At 72.9% G+C, this 23,479-nt stretch carries 21 protein-coding genes; 13 read left to right on the top strand and 8 right to left on the bottom strand.

Annotation, left to right across the window (positions count from 1 at the left end; translation table 11 throughout):
• Position 1 precedes the first annotated feature (1 nt).
• The 4 genes from O7635_RS28450 to O7635_RS28435 all read left to right on the top strand — a co-directional run bounded on the left by O7635_RS28450 (position 2) and on the right by O7635_RS28435 (position 3,421).
• The gene (locus O7635_RS28450) at positions 2-304 is read left to right on the top strand and encodes an STAS domain-containing protein (protein WP_278083557.1); all 303 of its coding nucleotides are present in this window, start codon (positions 2-4) and stop codon (positions 302-304) included.
• Positions 301-1,485 carry a PP2C family protein-serine/threonine phosphatase gene (locus tag O7635_RS28445; protein ID WP_278083556.1) on the top strand — a complete coding sequence of 395 codons (1,185 nt, stop codon included), beginning with the start codon at positions 301-303 and terminating at the stop codon, positions 1,483-1,485. Before O7635_RS28450 ends, O7635_RS28445 begins: the two co-directional genes overlap by 4 nt.
• 83 nt (positions 1,486-1,568) lie before the next feature.
• Complete coding sequence (locus O7635_RS28440; RefSeq protein ID WP_278083555.1) at positions 1,569-2,807, top strand: MFS transporter; 1,239 nt, start codon at positions 1,569-1,571, stop codon at positions 2,805-2,807.
• 32 nt (positions 2,808-2,839) lie between these two features.
• A complete protein-coding gene (locus O7635_RS28435; RefSeq protein WP_278083554.1) occupies positions 2,840-3,421 on the top strand; it encodes a TetR/AcrR family transcriptional regulator in 582 nt (193 codons plus the stop codon).
• Here the strand turns inward: O7635_RS28435 and O7635_RS28430 are convergent.
• Positions 3,418-3,894: a GNAT family N-acetyltransferase gene (locus O7635_RS28430; RefSeq protein ID WP_278083553.1), complete on the bottom strand. Its 477-nt coding sequence runs from the start codon at positions 3,892-3,894 to the stop codon at positions 3,418-3,420. The two genes, O7635_RS28435 and O7635_RS28430, sit on opposite strands and share 4 nt — an antisense overlap.
• A 70-nt stretch (positions 3,895-3,964) precedes the next feature.
• On the opposite strand from O7635_RS28430, the gene O7635_RS28425 reads away from it, so the two are divergent.
• Positions 3,965-4,393: a DUF1810 domain-containing protein gene (locus O7635_RS28425; RefSeq protein ID WP_278083552.1), complete on the top strand. Its 429-nt coding sequence runs from the start codon at positions 3,965-3,967 to the stop codon at positions 4,391-4,393.
• Between the two features lie 3 nt (positions 4,394-4,396).
• On the opposite strand, the gene pgm is transcribed toward O7635_RS28425, so the two are convergent.
• Positions 4,397-6,040 carry a phosphoglucomutase (alpha-D-glucose-1,6-bisphosphate-dependent) gene (gene pgm / locus O7635_RS28420; protein ID WP_278083551.1) on the bottom strand — a complete coding sequence of 548 codons (1,644 nt, stop codon included), beginning with the start codon at positions 6,038-6,040 and terminating at the stop codon, positions 4,397-4,399.
• Positions 6,041-6,147: 107 nt separating this feature from the next.
• Here pgm and O7635_RS28415 point away from each other — a divergent pair, with 107 nt between their 5' ends.
• Positions 6,148-6,936, top strand: coding sequence for an endonuclease/exonuclease/phosphatase family protein (locus O7635_RS28415; protein WP_278085590.1), 789 nt, complete (start codon positions 6,148-6,150; stop codon positions 6,934-6,936).
• A 29-nt stretch (positions 6,937-6,965) separates the two neighbouring features.
• Complete coding sequence (locus tag O7635_RS28410) at positions 6,966-8,198, top strand: acyl-CoA thioesterase/bile acid-CoA:amino acid N-acyltransferase family protein (protein ID WP_278083550.1); 1,233 nt, start codon at positions 6,966-6,968, stop codon at positions 8,196-8,198.
• Here the strand turns inward: O7635_RS28410 and O7635_RS28405 are convergent.
• Genes O7635_RS28405 through O7635_RS28395 form a run of 3 tightly spaced genes read right to left on the bottom strand, consistent with a single transcriptional unit; the run spans position 8,195 to position 11,406 of the window.
• Complete coding sequence (locus tag O7635_RS28405) at positions 8,195-9,055, bottom strand: fumarylacetoacetate hydrolase family protein (RefSeq protein ID WP_278083549.1); 861 nt, start codon at positions 9,053-9,055, stop codon at positions 8,195-8,197. The genes O7635_RS28410 and O7635_RS28405 overlap by 4 nt on opposite strands.
• 16 nt (positions 9,056-9,071) lie before the next feature.
• Complete coding sequence (locus O7635_RS28400) at positions 9,072-9,959, bottom strand: SDR family NAD(P)-dependent oxidoreductase (protein ID WP_278083548.1); 888 nt, start codon at positions 9,957-9,959, stop codon at positions 9,072-9,074.
• 1 nt (position 9,960) lies between these two features.
• A complete protein-coding gene (locus O7635_RS28395) occupies positions 9,961-11,406 on the bottom strand; it encodes an MFS transporter (RefSeq protein ID WP_278083547.1) in 1,446 nt (481 codons plus the stop codon).
• A 122-nt stretch (positions 11,407-11,528) separates the two neighbouring features.
• Here O7635_RS28395 and O7635_RS28390 point away from each other — a divergent pair, with 122 nt between their 5' ends.
• Positions 11,529-11,894, top strand: a complete 366-nt coding sequence (locus O7635_RS28390) for a VOC family protein (RefSeq protein WP_278083546.1) — start codon at positions 11,529-11,531, stop codon at positions 11,892-11,894.
• A gap of 55 nt (positions 11,895-11,949) precedes the next feature.
• On the opposite strand, the gene O7635_RS28385 is transcribed toward O7635_RS28390, so the two are convergent.
• Positions 11,950-15,009, bottom strand: coding sequence for a discoidin domain-containing protein (locus O7635_RS28385; RefSeq protein WP_278083545.1), 3,060 nt, complete (start codon positions 15,007-15,009; stop codon positions 11,950-11,952).
• A 180-nt stretch (positions 15,010-15,189) separates the two neighbouring features.
• Between O7635_RS28385 and O7635_RS28380 the strand changes: the two genes are divergently transcribed.
• Positions 15,190-16,956: a discoidin domain-containing protein gene (locus O7635_RS28380; RefSeq protein ID WP_278083544.1), complete on the top strand. Its 1,767-nt coding sequence runs from the start codon at positions 15,190-15,192 to the stop codon at positions 16,954-16,956.
• An 86-nt stretch (positions 16,957-17,042) separates the two neighbouring features.
• Here the strand turns inward: O7635_RS28380 and O7635_RS28375 are convergent, their stop codons facing one another.
• Both O7635_RS28375 and O7635_RS28370 read right to left on the bottom strand, forming a co-directional pair.
• A complete protein-coding gene (locus O7635_RS28375) occupies positions 17,043-17,909 on the bottom strand; it encodes an expansin EXLX1 family cellulose-binding protein (protein WP_278083543.1) in 867 nt (288 codons plus the stop codon).
• A gap of 265 nt (positions 17,910-18,174) precedes the next feature.
• Positions 18,175-19,710: a DHA2 family efflux MFS transporter permease subunit gene (locus O7635_RS28370; RefSeq protein WP_278083542.1), complete on the bottom strand. Its 1,536-nt coding sequence runs from the start codon at positions 19,708-19,710 to the stop codon at positions 18,175-18,177.
• Between the two features lie 233 nt (positions 19,711-19,943).
• Here O7635_RS28370 and O7635_RS28365 point away from each other — a divergent pair, with 233 nt between their 5' ends.
• The 4 genes from O7635_RS28365 to O7635_RS28350 all read left to right on the top strand — a co-directional run bounded on the left by O7635_RS28365 (position 19,944) and on the right by O7635_RS28350 (position 23,456).
• A complete protein-coding gene (locus O7635_RS28365; protein WP_278083541.1) occupies positions 19,944-20,564 on the top strand; it encodes a DUF998 domain-containing protein in 621 nt (206 codons plus the stop codon).
• A 71-nt stretch (positions 20,565-20,635) separates the two neighbouring features.
• Positions 20,636-21,781: an alpha/beta hydrolase gene (locus tag O7635_RS28360; RefSeq protein ID WP_278083540.1), complete on the top strand. Its 1,146-nt coding sequence runs from the start codon at positions 20,636-20,638 to the stop codon at positions 21,779-21,781.
• Complete coding sequence (locus tag O7635_RS28355; RefSeq protein ID WP_278083539.1) at positions 21,778-22,851, top strand: sensor histidine kinase; 1,074 nt, start codon at positions 21,778-21,780, stop codon at positions 22,849-22,851. Before O7635_RS28360 ends, O7635_RS28355 begins: the two co-directional genes overlap by 4 nt.
• A complete protein-coding gene (locus O7635_RS28350) occupies positions 22,848-23,456 on the top strand; it encodes a response regulator transcription factor (protein WP_278083538.1) in 609 nt (202 codons plus the stop codon). Before O7635_RS28355 ends, O7635_RS28350 begins: the two co-directional genes overlap by 4 nt.
• Positions 23,457-23,479: the final 23 nt, after the last annotated feature.

The raw sequence follows: 23,479 nt of genomic DNA, 5'->3' as shown, positions 1-23,479 counted from the left end.
GATGACCGGAGAGCAGCCCGACCGCGGGACCGTGATCCACCTGACGGGCGACGTCGACCTCGACTCGCACCTCGACGTCGAAGCCGCCATCGTCTCGGCGATCGAGGCCGGGGCGGATCCCGTGGTCGTCGACCTCTCCGAGGTGCCGTTTCTCGACTCCAGCGGCGTACGCGCGTTGATCCACGCCCGCAACGTCGCCCTCGATCGCCAGGCCCGGCTCACCGTCCGCGATCCGCAGCCGATCGTCGCCCAGGTGCTCCGCCTCACCCAGGTGGCGCCGCTGCTGGGGCTCCCGCCGGCATGACCGGCCCGACCGGCCGGGCACAGTGGCGCGACGCGCTCGCGACGCTGGTCGAAGCCGGGCACCTCACCGGCCCGGCCGAGTTGGGCCACCTGCTCGCCGAGGCGGTCGCGCCGACCGGCGCCGAGGTGGTGCTCTACCTGGTCGACTACGAGCAACGGGCACTGCGGCCCGTGCCGCCCGGCCGCGGCGGTCCCGAGCCGGTGGACGGCAGCGACGCCGGACATGCCTTCGCGGCCGGCCGCCCCGTCGCGGGGCCACCGGCCTGGCTGCCGGTCGTCAACGGCACCGAACGGCTCGGCGTCCTGCGGGTGACGCCGCCGGCCGGCGCTGACCCGGATGCGCTGCTCGCCGGCGCCCGGCTGGTCGCCGGCATGGCCGGACACCTCATCACCGCGAAGAACCACTACGGGGACGACCTCCAACGGATCCGCCGGTCGGGGCCGATGACGCCGGCCGCCGATCTGCTGTGGAGGCTGCTGCCGCCACTGACGTTCGCCAACCAGCGGATGGTCATCACCGCGTCCTTGGAGCCCTGTTACGACGTGGGCGGCGACGCGTTCGACTACGCGGTCGACGGCGACGTGGCGCGGCTGTCCATCTACGACGGCGTCGGCAAGGGCATGCGGGCGGCGCTGACCACCGCGGCGGCGATCGGCACGTCCCGGGCCCAGCGGATCGCCGGCGCGGACCTCGCCGCCCGGGCGGCCGCCGTCGACCGGATGCTCCTCGGCGAGTTCACCGACTCCCGCTTCGTCACGGCCGTGCTCGCCGAGCTCTCGCTGAACGACGGCCGGTTGCGCTACGTCAACGCCGGCCACCCGCCACCGGTCCTCCTTCGCGCCGGCCGGGCGGTGCGGACCCTCGACGACGGCAACCGCACCCCGCTGGGCGTGCCGGCCGACCCGCCGACCGTCGCGGAGACGACCCTCGAGCCCGGCGACCGCCTGCTCCTCTACACCGACGGCGTCACCGAGGCCCGCGACCCCGCCGGCGTCCAGTTCGGACTCGACCGCCTGGTCGACCTGGTGGAGAGCGTGGGCGAGACCGACCTGCCGGCGCCCGAGACGCTGCGACGGCTGTCCCACGCGGTGATCGACCACCAGAACGGCCCGCCCCGCGACGACGCCACCCTCGTGCTGCTCGAGTGGTCCGCGGCCGCCGCTCACCGCGCGGTGCCGTAAGACCTGGATCACGTTGACTCTTCTAGACAGGTCTGTCTAACGTTGGCTGCGCGTTAGACAGACTGGTCTACCTAAGGAGTCCCGTGAGCCACTCCGTCACCCTCGCCGAGCGGCCGGGGACCCGCACGCCACGCACCAGGCGCCTCGGCGGCACCGGCTCCCTCGTCCTGCTCGCCTCGATCGTCGTCTCGCTGCTGGCCGCGTCGAGCGCGCCGACCCCGCTCTACGCCACCTACCAGGCGGAATGGGGCTTCTCGCCGATGACCACCACGGTCGTCTTCGGGGTGTACGCGGTCGCCGTGCTGCTGTCGCTGCTCGTCTTCGGCCGCCTCTCCGACCACGTCGGCCGGCGCCCGGTGCTCCTCGTCGCCCTGCTGGTCCAGGCCGCCGCGCTGGTCGTGTTCGCGTTCGCCGGCGGCGTGCCCGCCCTGCTCGCCGCCCGCGTCGTCCAGGGCCTGGCCACCGGCGCTGCCCTCGCGGCGCTCGGCGCCGGCATGCTCGACATCGACCGGGTCCGCGGCACCACCGCCAACGCGGTCGCGCCCGGCATCGGCACCGGCGGCGGTGCCCTGCTCTCCGCCCTCGTGGTGCAGTTCCTCCCCGCTCCCACCCACCTGATCTACCTGGTGCTGCTCGGCGTGCTGGCGGCGCAGGCGGTCGGCGTGGCCCTGATGCCCGAGACGGTGTCCCGCGCGCCCGGCGCCCGGCACTCGCTGATCCCGGAGATCCGCCTGCCCCGCCAGGTACGCGGCCCCGTGGCCATCGCCGCTCCCGTGCTCTTCTCCGTCTGGGCGCTGGCCGGCTTCTACGCCTCGCTCGGCCCGGCCCTGGTCCGCAACCTCGCGTCGTCGACCTCGGCGGTCTACGGCGGGCTCGGCCTGTTCGTGCTGGCCGCCGTCGCCGCCCTGGCCGTACTGGCGATCGACAAGCGACCCGCCCGCACCGCGCTCAGCGTCGGCATCGTCGGCCTCATCGTCGGGGTGGCCGGCACGCTGGTGGCCATCTCCGCCGGCTCGACGGTCGGCTTCCTGATCGCCACGGGCGTCGCGGGCATCGGCTTCGGCAGTGGCTTCCAGGGCGCCATCCGGATCGTGGTGCCGCTGGTCGCCGCCCACGAGCGGGCCGGCGTGCTGTCGCTGCTCTACGTCGTCTCGTACCTCGGCCTGGGCCTGCCCGCCGTGGTCGCCGGCTACCTGGTGGTGCACGCCGGCGGCCTCCTCGACACCGCCCGGGAGTACGGCGTCGCCGTGATCGTGCTGGCCGCCCTCGCCGGGGTCGGCCTGCTGCGCCGCGGCACGCCCCGGATCCGGACGGCGGGCTGACCTACGATGGGCGCGGAAAGGCGGTGACCGACATGGCGACGGCTACCCGGCCGACGGCCCGCGAGCGGCTCCTCGCGGCGGCGGACGAGCTGTTCTATCGCGAGGGTGTGCACGTGGTCGGCATCGACCGCGTCATCGAGCACGCCGGCGTCGCCAAGGCCACGCTCTACAACACCTACGGCAGCAAGGACGAGCTGATCCGGGCCTATCTGCAGGGTCGGCACCGGGCGATCGAGAAGCGCGTGACCGAGGGACTGGCCGCCTACCCCAGCGCCCGCGAGAAGATCCTCGGCGTCTTCGACGTCCAGGGCGCGCGCTTCGCCGAGCCGGACTTCCGTGGCTGCCCGTTCGTCTCCGCGACCGCCGAGACGGCCGCGACCGGCACGGCGGCGGTCGCGGCGGCCGACGACTACCGGGCCTGGGTGCGCGGGCTGTTCACCGACCTGGCCGCGCAGGCGGGCGCCGCCGACCCGGACGCGCTGGGCTACCAGCTACGCATGATCTACGACGGGGTCGCGATCTCGACGCGGATGGACCGCGACCCGGCGGCCGCGGTCCGCTCGGGCCGCGCGCTGGCGGCGACCCTGCTCGACACCGAACTGGGCCCCGCTTAAGGCCTGCCGGTCCAGCGCAGCCAGGCGTACGGGCGGGGCTGCGGCGCGTTCCACGCCTCCTGCAGCTCGGGCGCGACGTCGGCGAACCCCGCGCCGCGATAGGTCGCCAGCGCGGCGGCGTTGTCGGGCCGGACCCGCAGGAACACGTCGTCGAACCCGGCCCGGTCGGCCAGCGCGCGGGTCAGCGCCTTGCCGACGCCCCGGCCCCGCTCCCCCGGGTCGACCAGCAGGCGGGCGAGCTCGGCCTCGTCCTCCTCGTCGTCGGACCACACCTCGCCGTACGCGACCGCCCGGCCACCGTCGAGCAGCAGGTAGGCGGCCACGTCGTCCTGCGTGGACCACCCGGCGACGACGTCGGCGGGGAACGGATGCTCGGCGCGGGAACACCACATGTCGGCCTCGTCGGCGGACCGGACCCAGCCGGCGACCAGCGCCGCCCGGTCCGCGGTGAACGGAACGAGAGTGAACGTCATGATGCGTCAAGGGTAGCCGGCACGGAGCGGCGCCTTGACCGACGCGGGCGGGGGTGGCCAGGCTGGGGCGGTGACCGACGACGATCCCTACCGGTTGAGCCGCTTCGTCGACGCCCAGGACGGTGTCCACGAGCGGGCGCTGGCCGAGCTGCGCGCCGGTGCGAAGCGCAGCCACTGGATGTGGTTCGTCTTCCCGCAGATCGCCGGCCTGGGGCGCAGTTCCATGGCCCAGGCGTACGCGATCTCCGGGCTCGACGAGGCCCGCGCCTACCTGGCGCACCCGGTGCTCGGGCCGCGGCTGCGCGAGTCCGCGACCGCCCTGGTCGACGGCGCGGCCAGCGACGCGGAGCGGATCTTCGGCCCGGTCGACGCGCTCAAGCTCCGCTCGTCGATGACCCTGTTCGCACACGCGGCGCCGGACGAGCCGGTGTTCCGCGCGGTCCTCGACCGCTTCTACGGCGGCGCCGAGGACGACGCGACGCTGTCCCGGCTGCGCTAGGGCCTAGCCCTTCAGCGCCGCACCGACCACCGCGCGCGCCTCTTCCTGGATGCGGGCCAGGTGGTCCGGGCCGTGGAACGACTCCGCGTAGATCTTGTAGACGTCCTCCGTGCCGGACGGGCGGGCGGCGAACCAGCCGTTCTCGGTGCTGACCTTGAGGCCGCCGATCGCCGCGCCGTTGCCGGGCGCCTCGGTCAGGATCTCCGTGATCGGCTCGCCCGCCAGCGACGTGGCGGTCACCTGCGACGGCGACAGCTTGCCGAGGACCGCCTTCTGCTCGCGGGTGGCGGGCGCGTCGACCCGGGCGTAGGCCGGGTTGCCGAACCGCTCGACCAGCGCCGCGTGGTGCTGCGACGGCGTGCGCCCGGTCTTCGCGATGATCTCCGACGCGAGCAGGCAGAGGATGATGCCGTCCTTGTCGGTCGTCCACACACCACCGTCGCGGCGCAGGAACGACGCGCCGGCGCTCTCCTCGCCACCGAAACCGACCGTGCCGTCGAGCAGCCCGGGCACGAACCACTTGAAGCCGACCGGCACCTCGAGGAGCGTGCGGCCGAGGTCGGCGGCGACCCGGTCGATCAGGGACGAGGAGACCAGCGTCTTGCCGACGGCGGCGTCGGCCGGCCAGCCCTCGCGGTTGCGGAACAGGTAGTCGATCGCCACGGCCAGGTAGTGGTTGGGGTTCATCAGGCCGGCGTCGGGCGTGACGATGCCGTGGCGGTCGGCGTCGGCGTCGTTGCCGGTGGCGACCTGGTACTGGTCGCGCTTGGCGATCAGGGACGCCATCGCGTAGGGCGACGAGCAGTCCATCCGGATCTTGCCGTCCCAGTCGAGCGTCATGAACGCGAACCGGGGGTCGACGGCCGGATTGACGACGGTGAGCTCGAGCCCGTGCTTCTCGGCGATCTCGGCCCAGTAGCCGACGCTGGCCCCACCGAGCGGGTCGGCGCCGATGCGCACACCGGCGTCGCGGACGGCCGCCAGGTCGACGACCGAGGGCAGGTCGTCCACATAGGACGCGGTGAAGTCGAACTCCTGGGTGGTCTCGGCCGCCCGGGCCCGCCCGTACGGCATCCGGCGCACGCCGTCGAGCTTGGCCCGGAGCAGCTCGTTGGCCCGGTCCTGGATCCAGCTGGTGGCGTCGGTGTCGGCCGGCCCGCCGTGCGGCGGGTTGTATTTGAAGCCGCCGTCGTCGGGCGGGTTGTGCGACGGGGTGACCACCACACCGTCGGCGCGCGCGGCCGGGCCCCGCTTGTTGTAGGTCAGGATCGCGTGGGACACCGCCGGCGTCGGCGTGAACCCGTCGCGGCTGTCGATCAGCACCGGCACGCCGTTGGCGGCGAACACCTCGAGCGCGGTCTGCGTCGCGGGCTCCGAGAGCGCGTGCGTGTCGCGGCCGAGGAAGAGCGGGCCGGTGGTGCCCTGCCGCGCCCGATATTCCACGATGGCCTGGCTGGTCGCCGCGATGTGGTCCTCGTTGAACGCCTTCCGCAGGCTCGACCCGCGGTGCCCCGATGTGCCGAAGGCGACCCGCTCCGCGGGCACCGCCGGGTCCGGGTGCAGGTCGTGGTAGGCGCCGAGCACGGCGTCGACGTCGATCAGGTCACCGGGCTCGGCCGGCTGCCCGGCCCGCGGGTTGTTCGCCACGCCCGCATCGTAACGCCGGTGATCGGACCCGGCTCGGATCTCCGCCGCGGCGGAGTGGGGTCGGCGGCCCCGGGCGGGGATGTGCGACGGTGATCGGCGTGCGGGTGATGACGTGGAACCTGTGGTGGCGGTTCGGCGAGCCGGAGCGGCGGCGGGCGGCGATCCTCGCCGTGCTCCGCGACCAGCGGCCCGACCTCGTCGGCCTGCAGGAGGTCTGGGCCGACGGCGACGAGAACCTGGCCGGCTGGCTGGCCGACGAGCTGGGCCTGCACTGGGCGTTCGGCTGCGGCAGCGACCAGGAGACCTGGCGGGTGCGGGTCGGCGGGGGGCCCGGCCTGCGCAACGGCGTCGCGGTGCTCAGCCGCTGGCCGATCCGCACCGAGAAGGCGTACGACCTGCCCGGCGACCCGAGCCGGGCCGCGCTCAGCGTGCTCGTCGACGCTCCACACGGGACGATCCCGTTCGTGACGACCCACCTGAGCGTGCTGTCCGGCTCGGCGGGCCGCTCGGCGCAGCTCGACTGGCTGGCCCGGCACGTCGCCGGCCTGCCGCACGACGGTCACCCACCGGTGGTCGTCGGCGACCTCAACGCGATGCCGGACTCCGACGAGCTGCGCCGCTTCACCGGGGTGCTGACCACGGGCTACGTCCCGGAGCAGGTGCTCCTCGACGCGTGGTGGTTCGCCGACCCGGGCGATCCGGGCTTCACCTGGGACCGCGCCAACCCGCACGCGGCGGCCTGGGTCGCGCCGAGCGGCCGGATCGACTACGTCCACGTGCTGCAGAGCGCCCACCGCGCCGGCCGGGTCCAGGCCGTCCACCGCGCCGGCACCGCCCCGGTCGCCGGCGTCTGGCCCACCGACCACGCGGCCGTGGTGGCCGACCTGAGCGACTAGGGTGTGTCGCGGTCGCTATCTTGGCCAGCATGGGCGTCCGTCGATGGCTTGCCGGCGTCGCCGCGGTCCTCGTGACCGGTGGTGGCGTCGTTGGTTGTTCGGCAGTCGTTTCCACAAATGCCACGATCGAGTTCGACGCGGCTGTCGCCTTGGCCGATCAGCCCATTCATGTGCGGGTGTCGGGCCTGAGAGCCGGTGAGACCGTAACCGTCGCGTCGCAGGTGGACGATCGCGACGGCCAGCGGTGGAGCGCCGACGCGACATTCGAGGCGGATGGACACGGCGTCGTCGACCTCGCCCGCTCCGCACCCGCGTCGGGCACCTACAGCGGAGTCGACGGGATGGGACTGTTCTGGTCGATGCGTCCAGCCACCGGTGATCCGGAGTGGGCCCTCTTCCGCTTGGGCTATCCCGAGGAGGCGGGGGCGTACGAGGTCCGGCTGACCGTGTCAGCCGCCGGTCGGGAGATCGCGGCCCGCACGGTGACCCGGCGGTGGGTCGCGCCGGGCGTGACCCACCGCACTCTGACGGTTGGCGCCGACGGACTCGCCGGTGTCATTTTCCTGCCCGCTCCCGGTGGGCAGCGCCGCACCGGAGTTCTGCTCTTCGGGGGCTCGGAAGGTGGCATCGGGAGGAGGTACGAAGCTGCCCTGCTCGCGTCGCGCGGCCACCCGACGCTGGCGCTGGGCTACTTCGGCGCACCCGGTCTCCCCAAATACCTCGACGACATACCGCTGGAGTACTTCGCCACGGCGGCGCGACTGCTGACGAGGCAGCCCGGGGCCGACCCCGACGACGTGGTGGTCAGCGGCTACTCCCGCGGATCGGAGGCGGCGCTGCTGCTCGCACAGCACTACCCCGACCTCGTCCACGGCACCATCCTGTACGCGCCCAGCGACACCGTCTGGGCGGGCTATCCGAAGCGGGGCAACGCGTGGACCATCGACGGCGAACCGGTGCCGCAGAGCGCGATACCGGTCACCCGCGTGCGCGGCCCGGTCCTCGCCATCGCCGGCGGCGATGACCGGGTCTGGTCTTCCGCCGAGCAGGCGCAGCGCATCATGCGACGCCTCGACGACGCCGAGGTGACCGCCGCGCACCAGGTCCTGATCTACCCGGAAGCGGGCCACCACGTCGGCAGCTTCCCTTACCTCCCCGCCGGCACGATCGTCGGCGGCCGGATGATGGGCGGCACCCGCGACGCCAACGCCGCGGCCCGCATCGACAGCTGGCCCCGGGTTCTCGCCCTAGCGGCGGATTAGGGGTGTTGGAAGGCGAAGTGCTCCTTGCCCACGACGACCGGGTTGGTCAGCTCGCCCACGCCGTCGATGGTGATGGTGACGACGTCGTCGGGCTGGAGGGTGAAGTCCATCGCCGGCGCGAGTCCGGTGCCGGTGGAGAGGACCGCGCCGTCCGGGAAGTTGTCGGCCCGGAACAGCCAGTCGACGAGCTCCTGGAGCGGCCGCTTGATCCGGGCGGTCGACGTGGCGCCCGACCAGACGGCCACGCCCTCGCGGGTCACCCGCACCGCGACGGGCAGGTCGGCGCCGTCCACCTCCCAGGCGGGGCGGATGCCGGCCGAGAGGGCGCACGCGCCGGCGTACACCTTGGCCTGTGGGAGGTAGAGCGGGTTCTCCCCCTCGATGGCGCGGGAGCTCATGTCGTTGCAGACGAGGTAGCCGGCGATCTCGCCGAGCCGGTTGACGACCAGGGCCAGCTCGGGCTCGGGCACGTCGAGGCCGGAGTCGGCGCGGATCGCGACCGGGTCGCCGTCGACCACGACCCGCCAGGCGGCGGACTTGAAGAACAGCTCGGGGCGCGGGGCCTCGTACACCCGGCCGTAGATGTCGGCCTCGCTGCTCTCCTCCATCCGCGCCTCGCGGGAGCGCAGGTAGGTCACCCCGGCGGCCCAGACCTCGGTGGCCCCGTCGACCGGCGCCAGCAGCCGGGCGTCGCCGACCTCGTCGCCGGGCGAGTCCAGCAGGGTCCGGATGGCCGCGACGGGCTCGCGGAGGAGGGCGGCGACGGACGGCACGGGCAGCTCGCGGACGACCCCGTCGACCCGGACGCCCACCCGGGCGGTCTCGTCGTGCTCCCGGCGGTAGCGGACGATGTGCATGACGGGCAGCGTACGGCTATGCCCCGCCGATCGCCTCCAGGGAGATCTCCCACAGCCGGGCCGCGTTGGCCGGGTCGACCGCGAACGGGGCGACGCCGGTGGCCGTGCCCGGCTGGTGCAGGCCGACCTCGTGACAGTCCTCGAAGTAACGGCCCGACACCCCGGCCAGCCCCGGCGCCGTGGCGACGTGGACCGACGTCGCGGCCGCCTGCCCCGGCGTCTTCCAGCCCGGCCCCCGCACGGCCCGGGCGTCCATCTCGGACAGTTCCGCCTCGGACAGGTGCCGCTGGAGCTTGCCCCGCAGCCCACCGGGGTTGACCGCGTTGACCGTGACGCCGTCGTGCATCCAGCGCCGCGCGGCCTCGACCGCGAACAGGATGTTGGCCGTCTTGGACTGGTCGTACGCGATGGTCGGACCGTACGGCCGCCGCTCGAAGTTGATGTCGTCGAAGTCGACCGGCGCCCGCAGGTGCGACGCGGAGGTGACCGCGACGACCCGGGCGCCGTCGGGGTTGGCCAGCACGGGGTGCAGCGCGACGGCCAGCGCGAAGTGGCCGAGGTGGTTGGTCGCGAACTGGAGCTCCCAGCCCTGCGCCGAGTGGGCGAACGGCGTGCGCATGACGCCGGCGTTGTTGACCAGGATGTGCAGCGGCCCGGTCCACCGGTTGGCGAACGCCCGCACCGAGCCGATGTCGGCCAGGTCGAGCAGCTCCCAGCGCAGCCCCGAGGCCCGCCCCTGCGCGGGGTCGCGCACGGCGATCGTGACGTCCGCGCCGGCGGCCGCGAGGGCGCGCGCGGTGGCGAGGCCGATGCCGGAGCCGCCGCCGGTGACCACCGCCCGCCGGCCGACCAGGTCGATGCCGGCCAGCACCTCGGCCGCGGTCGTCTCGGCGCCGAACGCCATGTCACGCCTCCTGCGCGGTGAGCGGTTTCGCGATGTCCTCCAGACCGCGGCGCTCGGCCTTGACGCCGAGGAACGCGGCCACGATGCCGGCCAGGCCCATCAGGATGGCGCCGATCGTGAACGCCCAGGCCGTGTCGGTGACGACGCCGGTCGAGACCAGCTTGGAGAAGAGCAGCGGGCCGGTGATGCCGCCGGCGGCGGTGCCGATCGCGTAGAAGAACGCGATCGCCAGCGCGCGGGTCTCCATGGGGAAGACCTCGCTGACGGTGAGGTACGCGGAGCTGGCCCCGGCGGACGCGAAGAACAGCACGAAGCTCCAGGCCGCGGTCATGGTGACGGCGTTGAGGTGGCCCTCGTTGAACAGCCAGGCGGTGACCAGCAACGAGACCGAGGAGACGAGGTACGTGCCGGCGATCATCGGCTTGCGCCCCACGGTGTCGAACAGCGGCCCGAGCAGCAGCGGGCCGAGCAGGTTGCCGACCGCGATCACCGCGAAGTAGTAGCCGGTGCTCCCTGACGGCGTGTCGAAGAAGGTCTCGAGGATCTGGGCGAACCCGAACGTGATGGCGTTGTAGAGGAACGCCTGGCCGACGAAGAGCGAGAAGCCGAGCACCGTCCGTTTCGGATAACTGCGGACCATGGTCTTCGCGATCGTCCCGAACCCGATCGAGTGCCGCTGGCGGATCGTCATGTAGCGGTCCGGCTGGTCGAGCCGCTTGCCGGTCTCCCGCTCGACCTCCTGCTCGATCCCGCCGACGAGGCGCTCGGCCTCCCGCTCGCGACCGTGGATGAACAGCCAGCGCGGGCTCTCCGGCACGTTGCGCCGCACGAGCAGGATGACCAGGCCGAGCACCACGCCGACGCCGAACGCGATCCGCCAGCCGACGTCGACCGGCAGGAAGTTGATCAGCGGGATCGTGATCAGGGCGCCGGCCGCCGCCCCGGCCCAGTAGGTGCCGTTGATGATGATGTCGATCCGGCCGCGGTGCCGCGACGGGATCAGCTCGTCGATGGCCGAGTTGATCGCCGCGTACTCGCCGCCGATGCCGAAGCCCGTCAGGAACCGGAACAGGAAGAACATCCAGGCCTCGACCGAGATCGCGGTGAGCGCGGTCGCGGCCAGGTAGACGACGAGCGTGATCATGAAGAGCTTCTTGCGGCCGAACCGGTCGGTCAGCCAGCCGAAGAACAGCGCGCCGGTGCACGCGCCGGCGACGTAGAGCGCGGCACCGAGCCCGGTGATCTGGGACTGCGAGATGTCGATGCCACTGCCCGGCTTGGACAGCTGGCCCGACAGGTTGCCGACCATGGTGACCTCGAGCCCGTCGAGGATCCACACGGTCCCGAGTCCGATCACGATCAGCCAGTGCCACCGCGCCCACGGCAGCCGGTCGAGCCGCGCGGGCACGTTCGTCCGGATGGTGCCGAGCTCCCCCGCGCTGCCCATAAGATGATTCTGTGACGTTTTCGGCGGATCCGCCGGGTTTCGCGGCCGTCACCAGCGACCACTGGTCGGTCGGATGACGCGTCGTGTTGCGCCGCTCACGGCGGGCTGGTGAGGTGGAGCGCATGGCGGTCGGTGCGGTCTCGCAGATCCACATCAGTGTCAGCGACATCGAGCGGTCCGTGGTGTTCTACCGCGACGTGCTCGGGGTGCCGTTCCTCTTCGCCGTGCCCGGGCAGTCGATGGCGTTCTTCCAGAGCGGCGACGTGCGGCTCTACCTCGGCGTGCCCGAGTCCGAGGCGTTCGCCAGCAAGGTGACGCTCTACTTCGGTGTCGACGATCTCGACGGCGAGCGTGCGCGGCTCGTCGAGGCGGGGGTCCAGTTCCTCGACGAGCCGCATGCCGTGCATCGCGACGAGCAGGGCGAGCTGTGGATGACGTTCTTCCGTGACCCCGACGGCCACAACCTCGCCCTGACCCAGGTCAGGTGAAAGGAACGGTCCGTTGTTAACGCATAGCGTTAACAACGGACCGTTCCTTTCACCGCTAGAAGCCGGTGCGCCCGGCGCCGTACTGGTAGAGCGGGTTGCCCGTCGGTGTCGGCGGTTGGCCCGCGTCGATCTGCGACCGCAGCGTGGTGCGCTGCGCGGCCGTGGCGCCGAGGTCGTAGGGCAGGTCCCAGGCCTCGGTCGCGTCGGCCAGCACGTCGCTGCCGCCCGGCCGGAGCACGTCGGCCAGGCTGCGCGGCAGTTGCCAGGGCAGCTTGCCGCTCGGCGCGTAGTCACCGAACAGCAGGCTGGCCAGCGCCGGCCCCATCTCCTCGCCGCCGCGGTAGGTCACCACGATCGCGTTCGCGTCGTTGTGCCAGTCCGTGATCACGTAGGGCCGCGGCATCACCAGCGCCACCACCACCGGGATGCCCCGGGCACGGAAGTTGCGGATCAGCGCGAGCTGGTCCGGCGGCAGGTACGGCTGCTCCTTCACCCACTGTGTCCCGTGTGTGTAGGAGCCCTCCCCGACCGCCACGATCACCAGCTTCGGCGCCGGGGCGTCACCGGACACCACGTTGACCCCGGCCTGCTGCCCGCGGGCCCGGATCGCGTCCAGCATCGTCAGCGACCCGTACTCCTGGTGGAAGTAGCTGGTCCAGATGCAGCACGCCGAGGTGTCCGTGGCGCGTGGGCCGGCGACGACCACCGTGTCACCCGCCGCGAGCCGCAGGGGCAGCACCGCGCCGTCGTTCTTCAGCAGCGTCATCGCCTCGCGGGACGCCTGGTTGGCCAGCGCCGTGTAAGCGGGCTGGTGCATGCGGTACGGCCCGTTGACGGGATCGCCGTACGGGTTCTCGAAGAGGCCGAGCTGGAACTTGATCCGCAGCACCCGGCGCACGGCGTCGTCGATCCGGGCCGCCGGCACGCTGGCGGTGAACGTCGCCATCGAGAAGCCGGCCGCGCCCGGGTCGGCGCCGCCCATCACGTCGGAGCCGGCCCGCGCCGCGCCGACCCAGGCGCCCCAGGGCAGCCAGTCGGTGGTGATCAGGCCCTGGTAGCCGAGGTTCTGCCGGAGGTACGCGAGGATCGGCGCGCTGTCCCCGGCGCCGGGGCCGCCCGGGTCCAGGAAGGACGAGCCGGCGTACCCGGGCATGATGTTGACCGCGCCGGCCTCCATCGCGGCCCGGAACGGGATCATGTGGTACTTGATCGTGACCCCGTCGTAGACGATCAGCGCCTCGCCCCCCGCGCCCTCGCCCGGCCAGTGCTTGACCGTGGCCAGCACGGAGCGCGGGTTGAGCTCCGGACCGCCCTGCAGCCCGGCCACCAGCGCTCGCACCTGCGCGGCGGCGACGGTCGCGTTCTCGCCGTTGCCCTCCTGGATGCGCGGGTAGAGCACCTTCGTGCCGACCTCGGCCAGCGGGCCGAGCACGCCGCGGGTGCCGACCTCGAGCTGTTCGCGGCGCTGCATGTCGCCGAGCTTGTACTGCAGCGGGTAGTTGCGGGCCGCGGCCAGCGCGCTCTGGGTCGGATAGGTGGTCTGGTAGCCGTGGATCGTGTCGCCGGCCGAGATGAACGGGATGCCGAGCCGCGTGCCGGAGGAGCCCAGCAGCGCGGCGTGCAGGTCGGCCGCGCCGGCCGGGCCGAAGTGCCAGCCCGCGCGCGGGAACGCCTGGGCGTTGTAGAACATCTGGTACGCCTTCTCCTCGGCCGTCATCCGGCCCAGGAGGTCGTTGACCCGGGTCTCGACCGGCTGGCGCCAGTCCTCGTAGGGCGCGATCGTGCCGTTGCGGTCGAGGTCACGCGCGCCGGCCACGAGGTTGACCCCGTCGGCCACGGTCTCCAGCGTCGGCACGTAGACGCTGAACCGGCGGATCGACGACGTGCTGCTGCCGGCCGTCACGTACCACTTGTAGGTCCAGCGGTCGGCCAGGTCCCAGCTCGGCGTGTAGCTGGTGCCGGTCACGTCGGCGACCCGCGTGTAGAGGTCGATGAGGTTGCCGGACGCCGCGAAGTCGTAGTCGGTGCGGCTGACGTTGATCCACACCTGGTAGCGGGTGGCACCTCCGACCGCGGCCCAGGTCAGCGTCGGGCGCCGGGTGGTGGTGACCATGGCGCCGTCGCCGGGCGCGGTGAGCGCGAACTGGCCCGTGGTGCCCGGCGGCCGGGTGGGGCCCGACAGCAGCGGCGGCGTGGACGCGCTGGTGTCGACCGTGCCGAAGACCTGGAACTCCCACAGCGAGTAGCCGTAGCCGGTCGCGCGCGCGGTGCCGTACATCCGGATGAACCGCCCGGTGCCGGTGACCGCGAGCCGTTCGACGCCGCCGCGCCCGGCGGTGGTCGTGTGGATCGGCGTCCAGGAGCTGCCGTCGGCGGAGGTCTCCAGCCGGTACGCGGACGCGTAGGCGCCCTCCCAGTTGAGCACCACCTGGGTGATGCTGGCCGTGCCGCCGAAGTCGATGCTGATCCACTGTGGATCGCTGAACTGGCTCGACCAGCGGGTGGTGGTGCGGCCGTCGACCGCGGCGGCGGGCGCGTTGCCGCCCTCGTGCGACGACGCGGCCACGTTCTTGAAGGCGGAGATCGGCGTGCCGCCGGCCGGTGGCGGGTCGGTCGGCCCGCCGCCGCCGGTGGTGCCGAAGACCCGGAACTCCCAGAGCGAGTAGCCGTAGCCGGTGGTCCGGGCGGTGCCGTACATGCGGACGTAGCGCCCGGATCCGGTGACGGCCTGGGTCTGCGTGCCGCCGGTCGCGGTGGTGGTCGAGTAGACGGTGGTCCAGGGCCCGCCGGCCGCGGCCGCGACCTGGATCTGGAACGACCGCGCGGCGGCGGCCTCCCAGACGAGCTCAACCTGGTCGACGGCGTACGTGGCGCCGAGGTCGACCTGGATCCACTGTGGGTCGCTGAAGGCGCTCGACCAGCGGGTGCCGGTGTTGCCGTCGACCGCGGCCGAGGCGGGCGTGCCGGCGCTCTCGGCCGACGAGGCGGTGGCCGGCTTGCCCTGGGAGATCAGCGGGCCGGCGGCGGCGGCCGGGGTGGCCCGCAGGGCCCCGGCGACGAGCAGGGTGAGGATCGCGCCGGCGACGAGCAGCCGGCGGCGGGGCGGGGCTGGCATGTGCACTCCAATGCGGGGACGGACGGTTTGGAGAGCGCTCTCCAACAGAGTCGTGACTACGGGCGCTCCAGTCAAGGGCGCAAATATTCGTGCTGGTCTCTTGACAAGCGCGCCCGGCCGGACGAACGTCTCCGCCTGAGAGCGCTCTCTCGCCCTGCTTCCGTCCCCGCAGGAGTCGCGATGCCCCATGCCCTGTCCCGCCGCCGCGCCGCGCTCGCCGTGGCCGCCGCGGTCATCCTCCTCACCGCACTGTTCGTCGTGACCACCCGGTCGGCCGCCGACGCCGCGCTCGTCCTGGTCTCCCAGGGCAAGCCGGCCACGGCCTCGTCGACCGAGAACGCCGCGTCGCCCGCCTCCGCGGCCGTCGACGGCAACGCCGGCACCCGCTGGTCCAGCGCCTTCGGCGACCCGCAGTGGATCCAGGTCGACCTCGGCGCCACCACCCAGGTCGCGCAGGTCGTGCTGCAGTGGGAGGCGGCGTACGCCCGCGCCTTCCAGATCCAGGTCGCGGCGGCCGCCGGCGGGCCGTGGACGACGATCTGGTCGACCACCACCGGCGCCGGCGGCACCCAGGCGCTGACCGTCTCCGGCACGGGCCGCTACGTGCGGATGAACGGCACCGCGCGGGGCACGCCCTACGGCTACTCGCTCTGGGAGTTCCAGGTCTACGGCCTGATCGACACCGGTCAGACCTGCTCCGGCAACGCCGCGCTCAACCGGCCGGCCGCCGCGTCGTCGGTCGAGAACGCCACCATGCCGGCCTCGGCCGCCGTCGACGGCAACGCGGCCACCCGCTGGTCGAGCGCGTTCGGCGACCCGCAGTGGCTGCGCGTCGACCTCGGCAGCACGCAGACGCTCTGCCAGGTGGTGCTGCAGTGGGAGCCCGCGTACGCCCGGGCCTTCCAGATCCAGGTCTCCGCCGGGCCGGACGGTCCGTGGCAGACGGTCTACTCGACGACCACCGGCACGGGCGGCACGCAGACCCTCGCGGTCTCCGGGTCGGGTCGCTACGTGCGGATGAACGGGACCGCGCGGGCCACGGCGTACGGGTACTCGCTCTGGGAGTTCGTCGTGCGTACCACCGGTGGCGGGCCGACCCCGCCGCCCACGACGAACCCGCCGCCGACCGGTGGCTTCTGGGGTGACACGTCGACCATCCCCGCCGCCCAGAACGTCGTCATGGTCAAGATCCTGAACCGGACCAACGGCCGCTACCCGGACAGCCAGGTCTACTGGAGCTACAACGGGCAGACGCACTCGATCGCCGAGCAGCCCTACTTCGACATGCCGGCCAACACCGCCGGCCGGATGTACTTCTACCTCGGGTCGCCGAACAGCCAGTACAGCGACTTCATCGAGTTCACGGTCGGGCCGGCGGTGTTCAACGGCAACACCACCCGGGTCGACGCGTTCGGCCTCAAGCTGGCCATGCGGCTGCACGCCCGCGACGGCTACGACGCGGCGGTCGGCGAGACGGAGGCGACGTTCGCGGAGGACCGGGCGGTCACGTTCCAGCGCTTCTCCGACGCGATGCCCGCCGAGTTCAAGCACCTGGCCACCATCCAGGCGCCGTACCGGATCCCGTCGCCGGGCAACTCACCCCAGTTCCGGGCCGGTGGGGTCTACCAGAACTACATGTCCACCTACGCGGCGCAGAACGGCCTGCCGGCGTCCACCTCGGACGTCTTCGGCTGCGCCGGCCCGCTGGCCAACAACGCGGCGGGCTGCGCGGCGCTCAACCGCCACGTGGCGCACCTGCCGCAGTCGCAGTGGTCGAACCCGGCGAACTTCTACCAGGCCCCGCCGGCGAACTACTACTCGAAGTTCTGGCACGACCGCGCGATCAACAACCTGTCGTACGGCTTCCCGTACGACGACTACGCCGAACAGTCCTCGTTCATCTCCCACGGCAACCCGCAGTGGCTACTGGTGGCCGTCGGCTGGTGACGCTCGTCGCTACCCGGCCCACCCACGGGCCGGGTAGCGCCGGCGGCTGTCCGCCCAGGCATCAGGTGCGGGCCACCGGTCCCCGGTCAGTCGCAGCGGCTGCCCAACCCCGCTTCGCCGCCGGCCAGGACTGCGGCCTCGGTGGGCGGGACGGCCGGTCGGGTGGTGGGCGCGACGGCGGTCGGGGTCGGCGACGCGGTCGGCTTCGGGGTCGGCTTCTTCGTCGGCGACTTCTTGACCGCGGGGGCGGTGCCGGCGCCGCCGAGGCGTACGCCGGAGGTTTGGGTCGTGCCGGGCGACAGCTTGACGCCCGTGGCGGTGGCCTGGCGGCCGCGGACGTCGGTCACGCGGATGCTGTAGGGGCCCGATCCGATGCCGCCGTCGATCAGCCAGTAGTTGTAGGGCTCGCGGTGCGCCGACCGCCAGCTGCCGCCGGGCCCCTTGGCCTGCACCGACCGCAGCGCGTTGCCGGTGTTGTCGACCAGGACGGCGAACCAGTACGCGGACGCGCCTTCCTTGATCCGGAAGGTCAGGTTGTCCGTGCGCGGGCTGGCCACGGTCGTGTAGGTGACCGGGATGATCCCGTCGACCGGGTCGCCGATCTTCGCGAACGCCTCGCGGCTCAGGTCGATGTGGCCGGACTCGCAGGGCGGGCACTGGTCGACGACCTTGACCCGCACGCTGCCGTCCGGCCCCTTCACGTCCAGGTAGCCGCCGCACTTGGCGCCGTCGGCGTACTCGTCGGGCGAGAGGGCGACGAACAGCCGGTCGTCGGGCGGGCTCGGGAACGAGCAGTTGCCACCGCTGTCGGTGTAGAAGGTCGCCTTGCCGCTGGTCGCCGCCGCCGCGCAGGCGCTGCCCGCCCCGCGCAGCGCGAAGACGGCCGTCACCGCGGCGGCGAGGACGAGCACCCCGCCGACCAACCACCAGCGCCGCTGCCATGCTCCGGTCACGGCGACCGATCCTGCCGCAACCACGCCGCCCCCGCCAGGCCGGAGGTCAGCCGCCGGGCGTAGTCCGCCCGGTTCGTCCGCGTTGGTCACTCGGCCCCGGGCGCCGGCGATCCGGACTAGGCGCGGCCGCGTGCGGCGTCAATCCGGGCGGAGGGCGTCCGCATTGGGCGGCCACCGCGCCACCATCGGCCGAGCCGGAACGCGGATCCGGGACGCGGCGACCGCCGGACGAGGCCAGCGGACGCCGCGATCGGGTCGTACCGGGTCAGTGCATCGCCACCGGGACGGCGACGGCCTCGCCGGACGGGTCCGGGGCCTTCTCGATCCGGCGGCGCGGCAGGAACAGGGCCGGCACCAGGCAGAGGACGAGCAGCGCGACCGCGACCGTCCAGGTGTGGCCGAACGCGTCGGCGAGGGACGCCTGGCCGGCGGTGAGGACCTCCGGCGGCACCTGCGAGGCGGGCACCTGGCCCTGGGTCACCGCGCTGTAGGCGGTGGCCTCCTGGCTGTCCAGCACCCGGTTGGTGAGGATCACGGACATCACCGCGGTGCCGATCGAGCCGGCGGTCTGCTGGACGATGTTCATCATCGTCGAGCCGCGGGCCACCTGCTGGTGGGTCAACGACGCCAGGGCGGCCGACATGATCGGCATCATCGTCATGCCCATGCCGAGGCCGCTGACGAACAGGGAGCCGAGCAGCAGCGGGTACGACGAGTCGGGCGTCACCTGCGTGAACGTGGCCATGCCGAGCGCGATCAGCAGCAGGCCCGGCAGCACCAGCTTGCCCGGCCCGATCTTGTCGGTCAGCCGGCCGGCGATGGGCATCGTGACCATGGCGCCGAGGCCCTGCGGCGCGAGCAGGAGGCCGGCGTCGAGCGTCGACTGGCCCCGCACCTGCAGGAAGTAGCTCGGCAGCAGCAGCATCGCGCCCATGAACGCGACCGTGAACAGCGTCAGCGTGACCGTGGAGACGGTCAGGTTGCGGTTCTTGAACAGGCCGAGGTCGATCAGCGCGTGCTGCTTGCGCAGGGCGTGCAGCACGAACGCGATCACCAGCGCCAGGCCGATCAGGGCGGGGATCAGGACCTTGGCCGAGCCGACCTTGCCCTCACCGGGGATCGACGAGACGCCGTAGAGGAAGAGCGCGAGGCCCGGCGAGAGCAGCAGCATGCCCAGGAAGTCGAACGACTCCGACGGCTGCGGCCGGTCCTTGGGCAGGATCCGCAGCGAGAGCACGAAGGCCACGATGCCGATCGGCACGTTGATGAGGAAGATCCAGTGCCAGCTCGCGGCCTCGATCAGCCAGCCGCCGAGGATCGGGCCGCCGATGGGACCGAGCAGCATCGGCACGCCGAGCACGGCCATCACGCGGCCGACCCGGTCGGGGCCCGCGGCCCGCGTCATGATCGTCATGCCGAGCGGCATCAACATGCCGCCGCCCAGGCCCTGCAGCGCCCGGAAGACGATCAGCGGGCCGATGTCCCAGGCGACGCTGCACAGCGCCGAACCGCCGACGAAGAGCACCAGCGAGAGCAGGTAGAGCCGCTTGGTGCCGAACCGGTCGGCGGCCCAACCGGTGATCGGGATGACCGTCGCGAGGGCCAGCGTGTAGGCCGTCATCGTCCACGCGACGGTGGCGTAGGTGGCGTTGAACTCCCGCTGGAACGTCGGCAGCGCGACGCTCACCACGGTGATGTCGAGGATCGACATGATGGCGCCGAGCACCACCACACCAGCGACCTTGAGCACGCCGCTGTCGAGCTTGTCGGAGCCAGCCGACGGCACCGCCTGCGTTGTCATCCGCGATCATCCCCCCAGGATCGACATGCCCCGATCGAGGCCAGAGCATGGTCCCAGACACGCGTACGAATGCTGAAACGAATTTCACGTTGGGTGACGGCGCTCACGTTTGGGCAAGGCTATCCATCCACAATTGACCGCATTGGTCCGCTTACTCGCGGTTATCGATGCGGCCGCACACGGTGATCGGCAAAGGCACGCTCGAAAGCGAAAAATCATGCCAAACTGGCGCGGTGCGAGCTGTGCCGGGGTGGGCCGTGGTCTCGGCGATCCTGGCCCCGATCTTCCTCCTGGGTGGACTGGTGCTGTCCCCTGCCCGGCAGTCCGCCAGCTACAGCTCGACCCGCGACACGATCAGCGCGCTGGCCGGCCTCGGCGCCACCGATCGCTGGATCATGGTGGTCGCGTTCACCGGGATGGGCATCTGCTTCACGCTGACCGGAATCGGGCTGCGCCCGGCGTACCCGGCCGGCCGGTTCGCCCTGATCTTCGGCGGCATCGTCTCCATGACCGCCGTCTTCTTCCCCCAACCGATCCAGGGCGCCTCCCTGGTCCACGGGCTGATGGCCGGCGCCGGCTTCATCGCGCTCGCGGTCTGGCCGGCGTTCGCGTTCCGCACCGAGCCGACCGCGCCCTGGTCGCTGCGCCCGACCGCGTCGATACTCGCCACCACCATCATGATCGGGCTGATGTTCTGGTTCGCGACCGAGCTGTTCAACCGCGGCGACCAGATCGGCATCACCGAGCGCTTCCTGGCCGCCGCCGAGGCAATCTGGCCGCTCGTGGTGGTGCTCAACGCCCGTGCGCTCAAGCCCGCCCTCGCCCAACAGCTGGTCTCCGACGAGCCGAGCTAGGACATTCGTCCTGCCGAACCGAGGACATCGACATCTGCCGGTGCCAGGGGGCCCGGCCATAGCGTCGGGTCATGGATGTTCCGTTCGGTTACCTCGCCGGCGTCGTGATCCTCGGCATCGGTGTGCTGTCCGCGCTCGCGCCGCCCCGCCGCCCGCGCCCCGTCCGCTGGGTCGGCTACATCGGCAGCCTCGTGGTCAACGAGCTTCCCTTCCTCTTCGCGTACGGCCTGGTCGCCTCGACGGTCCTCGCGCTCGTCCAGGGCGACCTGGCCGGCCCGGGCGGCGCCCTGGCGGCCGGCCTGGCCGCGCTCACCCTGGCCGGGCTCGGCGTCCTCGTGGCGCGGGCCGGCACCGCCCGGGCCACGATCGACGCCGCGCTGGCCGACACGCTCGGGATCCGGACCCGACGCCGCAACCACCTCGCCCGCATCCTGCTCGCCCCGCTGGCCGGTCGTGGCGGCCGCCACGTGCGGCGAGTCGGCAACCTCCGCTACGGCGACCACCGGCGCAACACCCTCGACGTCTACCGCCACCGGTCACGCCCGGCCGCCGGGCCGGTGCTGGTCTACTTCCACAGCGGCGGCTACTACAGCGGCCACAAGCGGCGCGAGGGCAAGCCGCTGCTGCACCGGCTGGCGGGCCAGGGCTGGATCTGCGTCAGCGCCAACTACCGGCTGCGGCCCGAGGTCGGCTGGCCCGACCACCTGATCGATGCCAAGAAGGTGCTGGCCTGGGTCCGGGCGCACGCGGCGGAGTACGGCGCCGACCCCGACCAGATCGTCGTGGCGGGCGGCTCGGCGGGCGGCCACCTGGCCGCGATCTGCGCCGCCACCCCGAACGCCCCCGAATTCCAGCCCGGCTTCGAGGACGTCGACACCACGATCGCGGCCGCCATCCCGCTCTACGGCTGGTTCGGCGGCTACTACGACGACCCGCCGGTGCGCTCGGCCCCGCTGGACTACGCCAACCCCGCGATGCCGCCGATGTTCGTGGTGCACGGCGACCGGGACTCGCAGGTGCCGGCGAGCATGGCCCGCGACTACGTCGCCGGCGTGCGCGCGGTCTCCGCCAACCCGGTCGTCCACGCCGAGCTGCGCGGCGGCCAGCACGCCTTCGACCTGTTCCACTCGGTCCGCAACGCGGCGGTGATCGACGGGATCGAGGCGTTCGCGGCCTGGGTGTCGGCTCGCCGGCCCGCGCCTACGATGATCCGATGACGGTCGAGCGCGAGCCCACGCTGGACTGGCTCGCCCGCCATCCGGGCCCGTGGTTCGGCCTGATCTGGGCGCCCGTGCTGCTGATCGCGCCGCTGGTCGACGCGATCACCGGCGGCCAGCCGGGCCGCGCGGGCTACCTGGTGGCGCTGGCGGTCGCGTTCACGCTGGCCGTCCTGCGCCGCGGCACCTGGGCGTTCGTCGGCTTCACCGCGCTGTGCACCGGCTACCTCGTGCTCTGGCACACCGACCGGCAGTTCGTCTTCCCGCTGCTGTCGATCGCGGCGGCGCTGGCCGTGCGGCAGCGTTGGGCGCTGGGACTGGTCACCTCCGTGACGATCAGCGGCGCGGTCGCCGCCGGCATCGAGGCCCGCTCGCTGGACACCGGCCTGTTCCTGGGCTTCGCTACGCTGGTCGCCGGCGTCGCCACGTTCCTGATCCGCTACCTGGTGGGCGTCGTGGCCGAGCTGACCGAGACCCGGGAGCGGCTGGCCGTGGCCGCCGTCGCCGCCGAGCGGCTGCGCTTCTCCCGCGACCTGCACGACCTGCTCGGCCACACGCTCTCGGTGATCGTCGTCAAGGCGCAGGCGGTGCACCGGCTGTTCGACCGTGACCCGCCGGCGGCCGCCGAGCACGCCCGCGACATCGAGGCGATCGGCCGGCAGGCGCTGACGGAGGTACGCGAGACCGTCAGCGGCTACCGGGCGATGAGCCTGGGCGAGGAGCTGGCCAACGCCCGCACCGCGCTGGCCGCCGGCAACGTGCGGGCCGAGGTCTCCCCCGCGCCCGCCACGCTGGCCGGCCAGGTCGACGCGCTGCTCGGCTGGGTCGTCCGCGAGGGCATCACCAACGTGCTGCGGCACGCGCAGGCGCGTACCTGCCGGATCGCCGTGTCGGTCGACGACGAGGTGGCCCGGGTGGAGATCACCGACGACGGCCACGGCGACCCGGGCGGCGCGCCCGGCAGCGGGCTGCGCGGCCTGCGCGAGCGCCTGGAGGCGGCCGGCGGCGCCCTCACCACGACGTCGACGGCCGGCGGCTTCACCCTCTCGGCGCGGGTGCCGGCGGCATGACCACCCGCGTGCTGATCGCCGAGGACCAGGGCATGATGCGCTCGGCGCTGGCCACGCTGCTCGACCTGGAGGACGACCTGACCGTGGTCGCCACCGTCGCACGGGGCGACGAGGTCGTCGCGCGGGTCCGCGACAGCGCGCCCGACGTGGTGCTGCTCGACATCGAGCTGCCCGGTCGCAGCGGCCTCGACCTGGTGCCGGAGGTGTCCGCCGCCCGGCCCGGCTGCCGGGTGGTCATCGTGACCACCTTCGGGCGACCCGGCCACCTGCGCCGCGCGCTCGAGGCCGGCGCCCGGGGCTTCCTGGTCAAGGACGACCCCGTCGAGGACCTGGCGGCCGCCATCCGCCGGGTGCTGGCCGGTGAGATCGTCGTCGACCCGGCGTTGGCCGCGCAGGCGCTCAGCGCCCGGCCCAACCCGCTGACCGACCGGGAGCGCGAGGTGCTCGCCGCGTCGGCGGGCGGCGCGACGATCGGCGACGTGGCGGCCCGGCTGCACCTGTCACCCAGCACGGTCCGCAACTACCTGTCCGCGGCGATCGGCAAGACCGGCGCCCGCAACCGCGGCGAGGCGCTGACCCGGGCGCGGGAGCATGGCTGGCTCTGATTGCCGCCGCGCGACGGGGTCCG

Origin of the sequence: Asanoa sp. WMMD1127, assembly GCF_029626225.1 — a bacterium.
Classification (GTDB): domain Bacteria; phylum Actinomycetota; class Actinomycetes; order Mycobacteriales; family Micromonosporaceae; genus Asanoa.
Note: the sequence above shows the minus strand (reverse complement) of the source record. Positions and strands in the feature narration are given on the sequence as shown.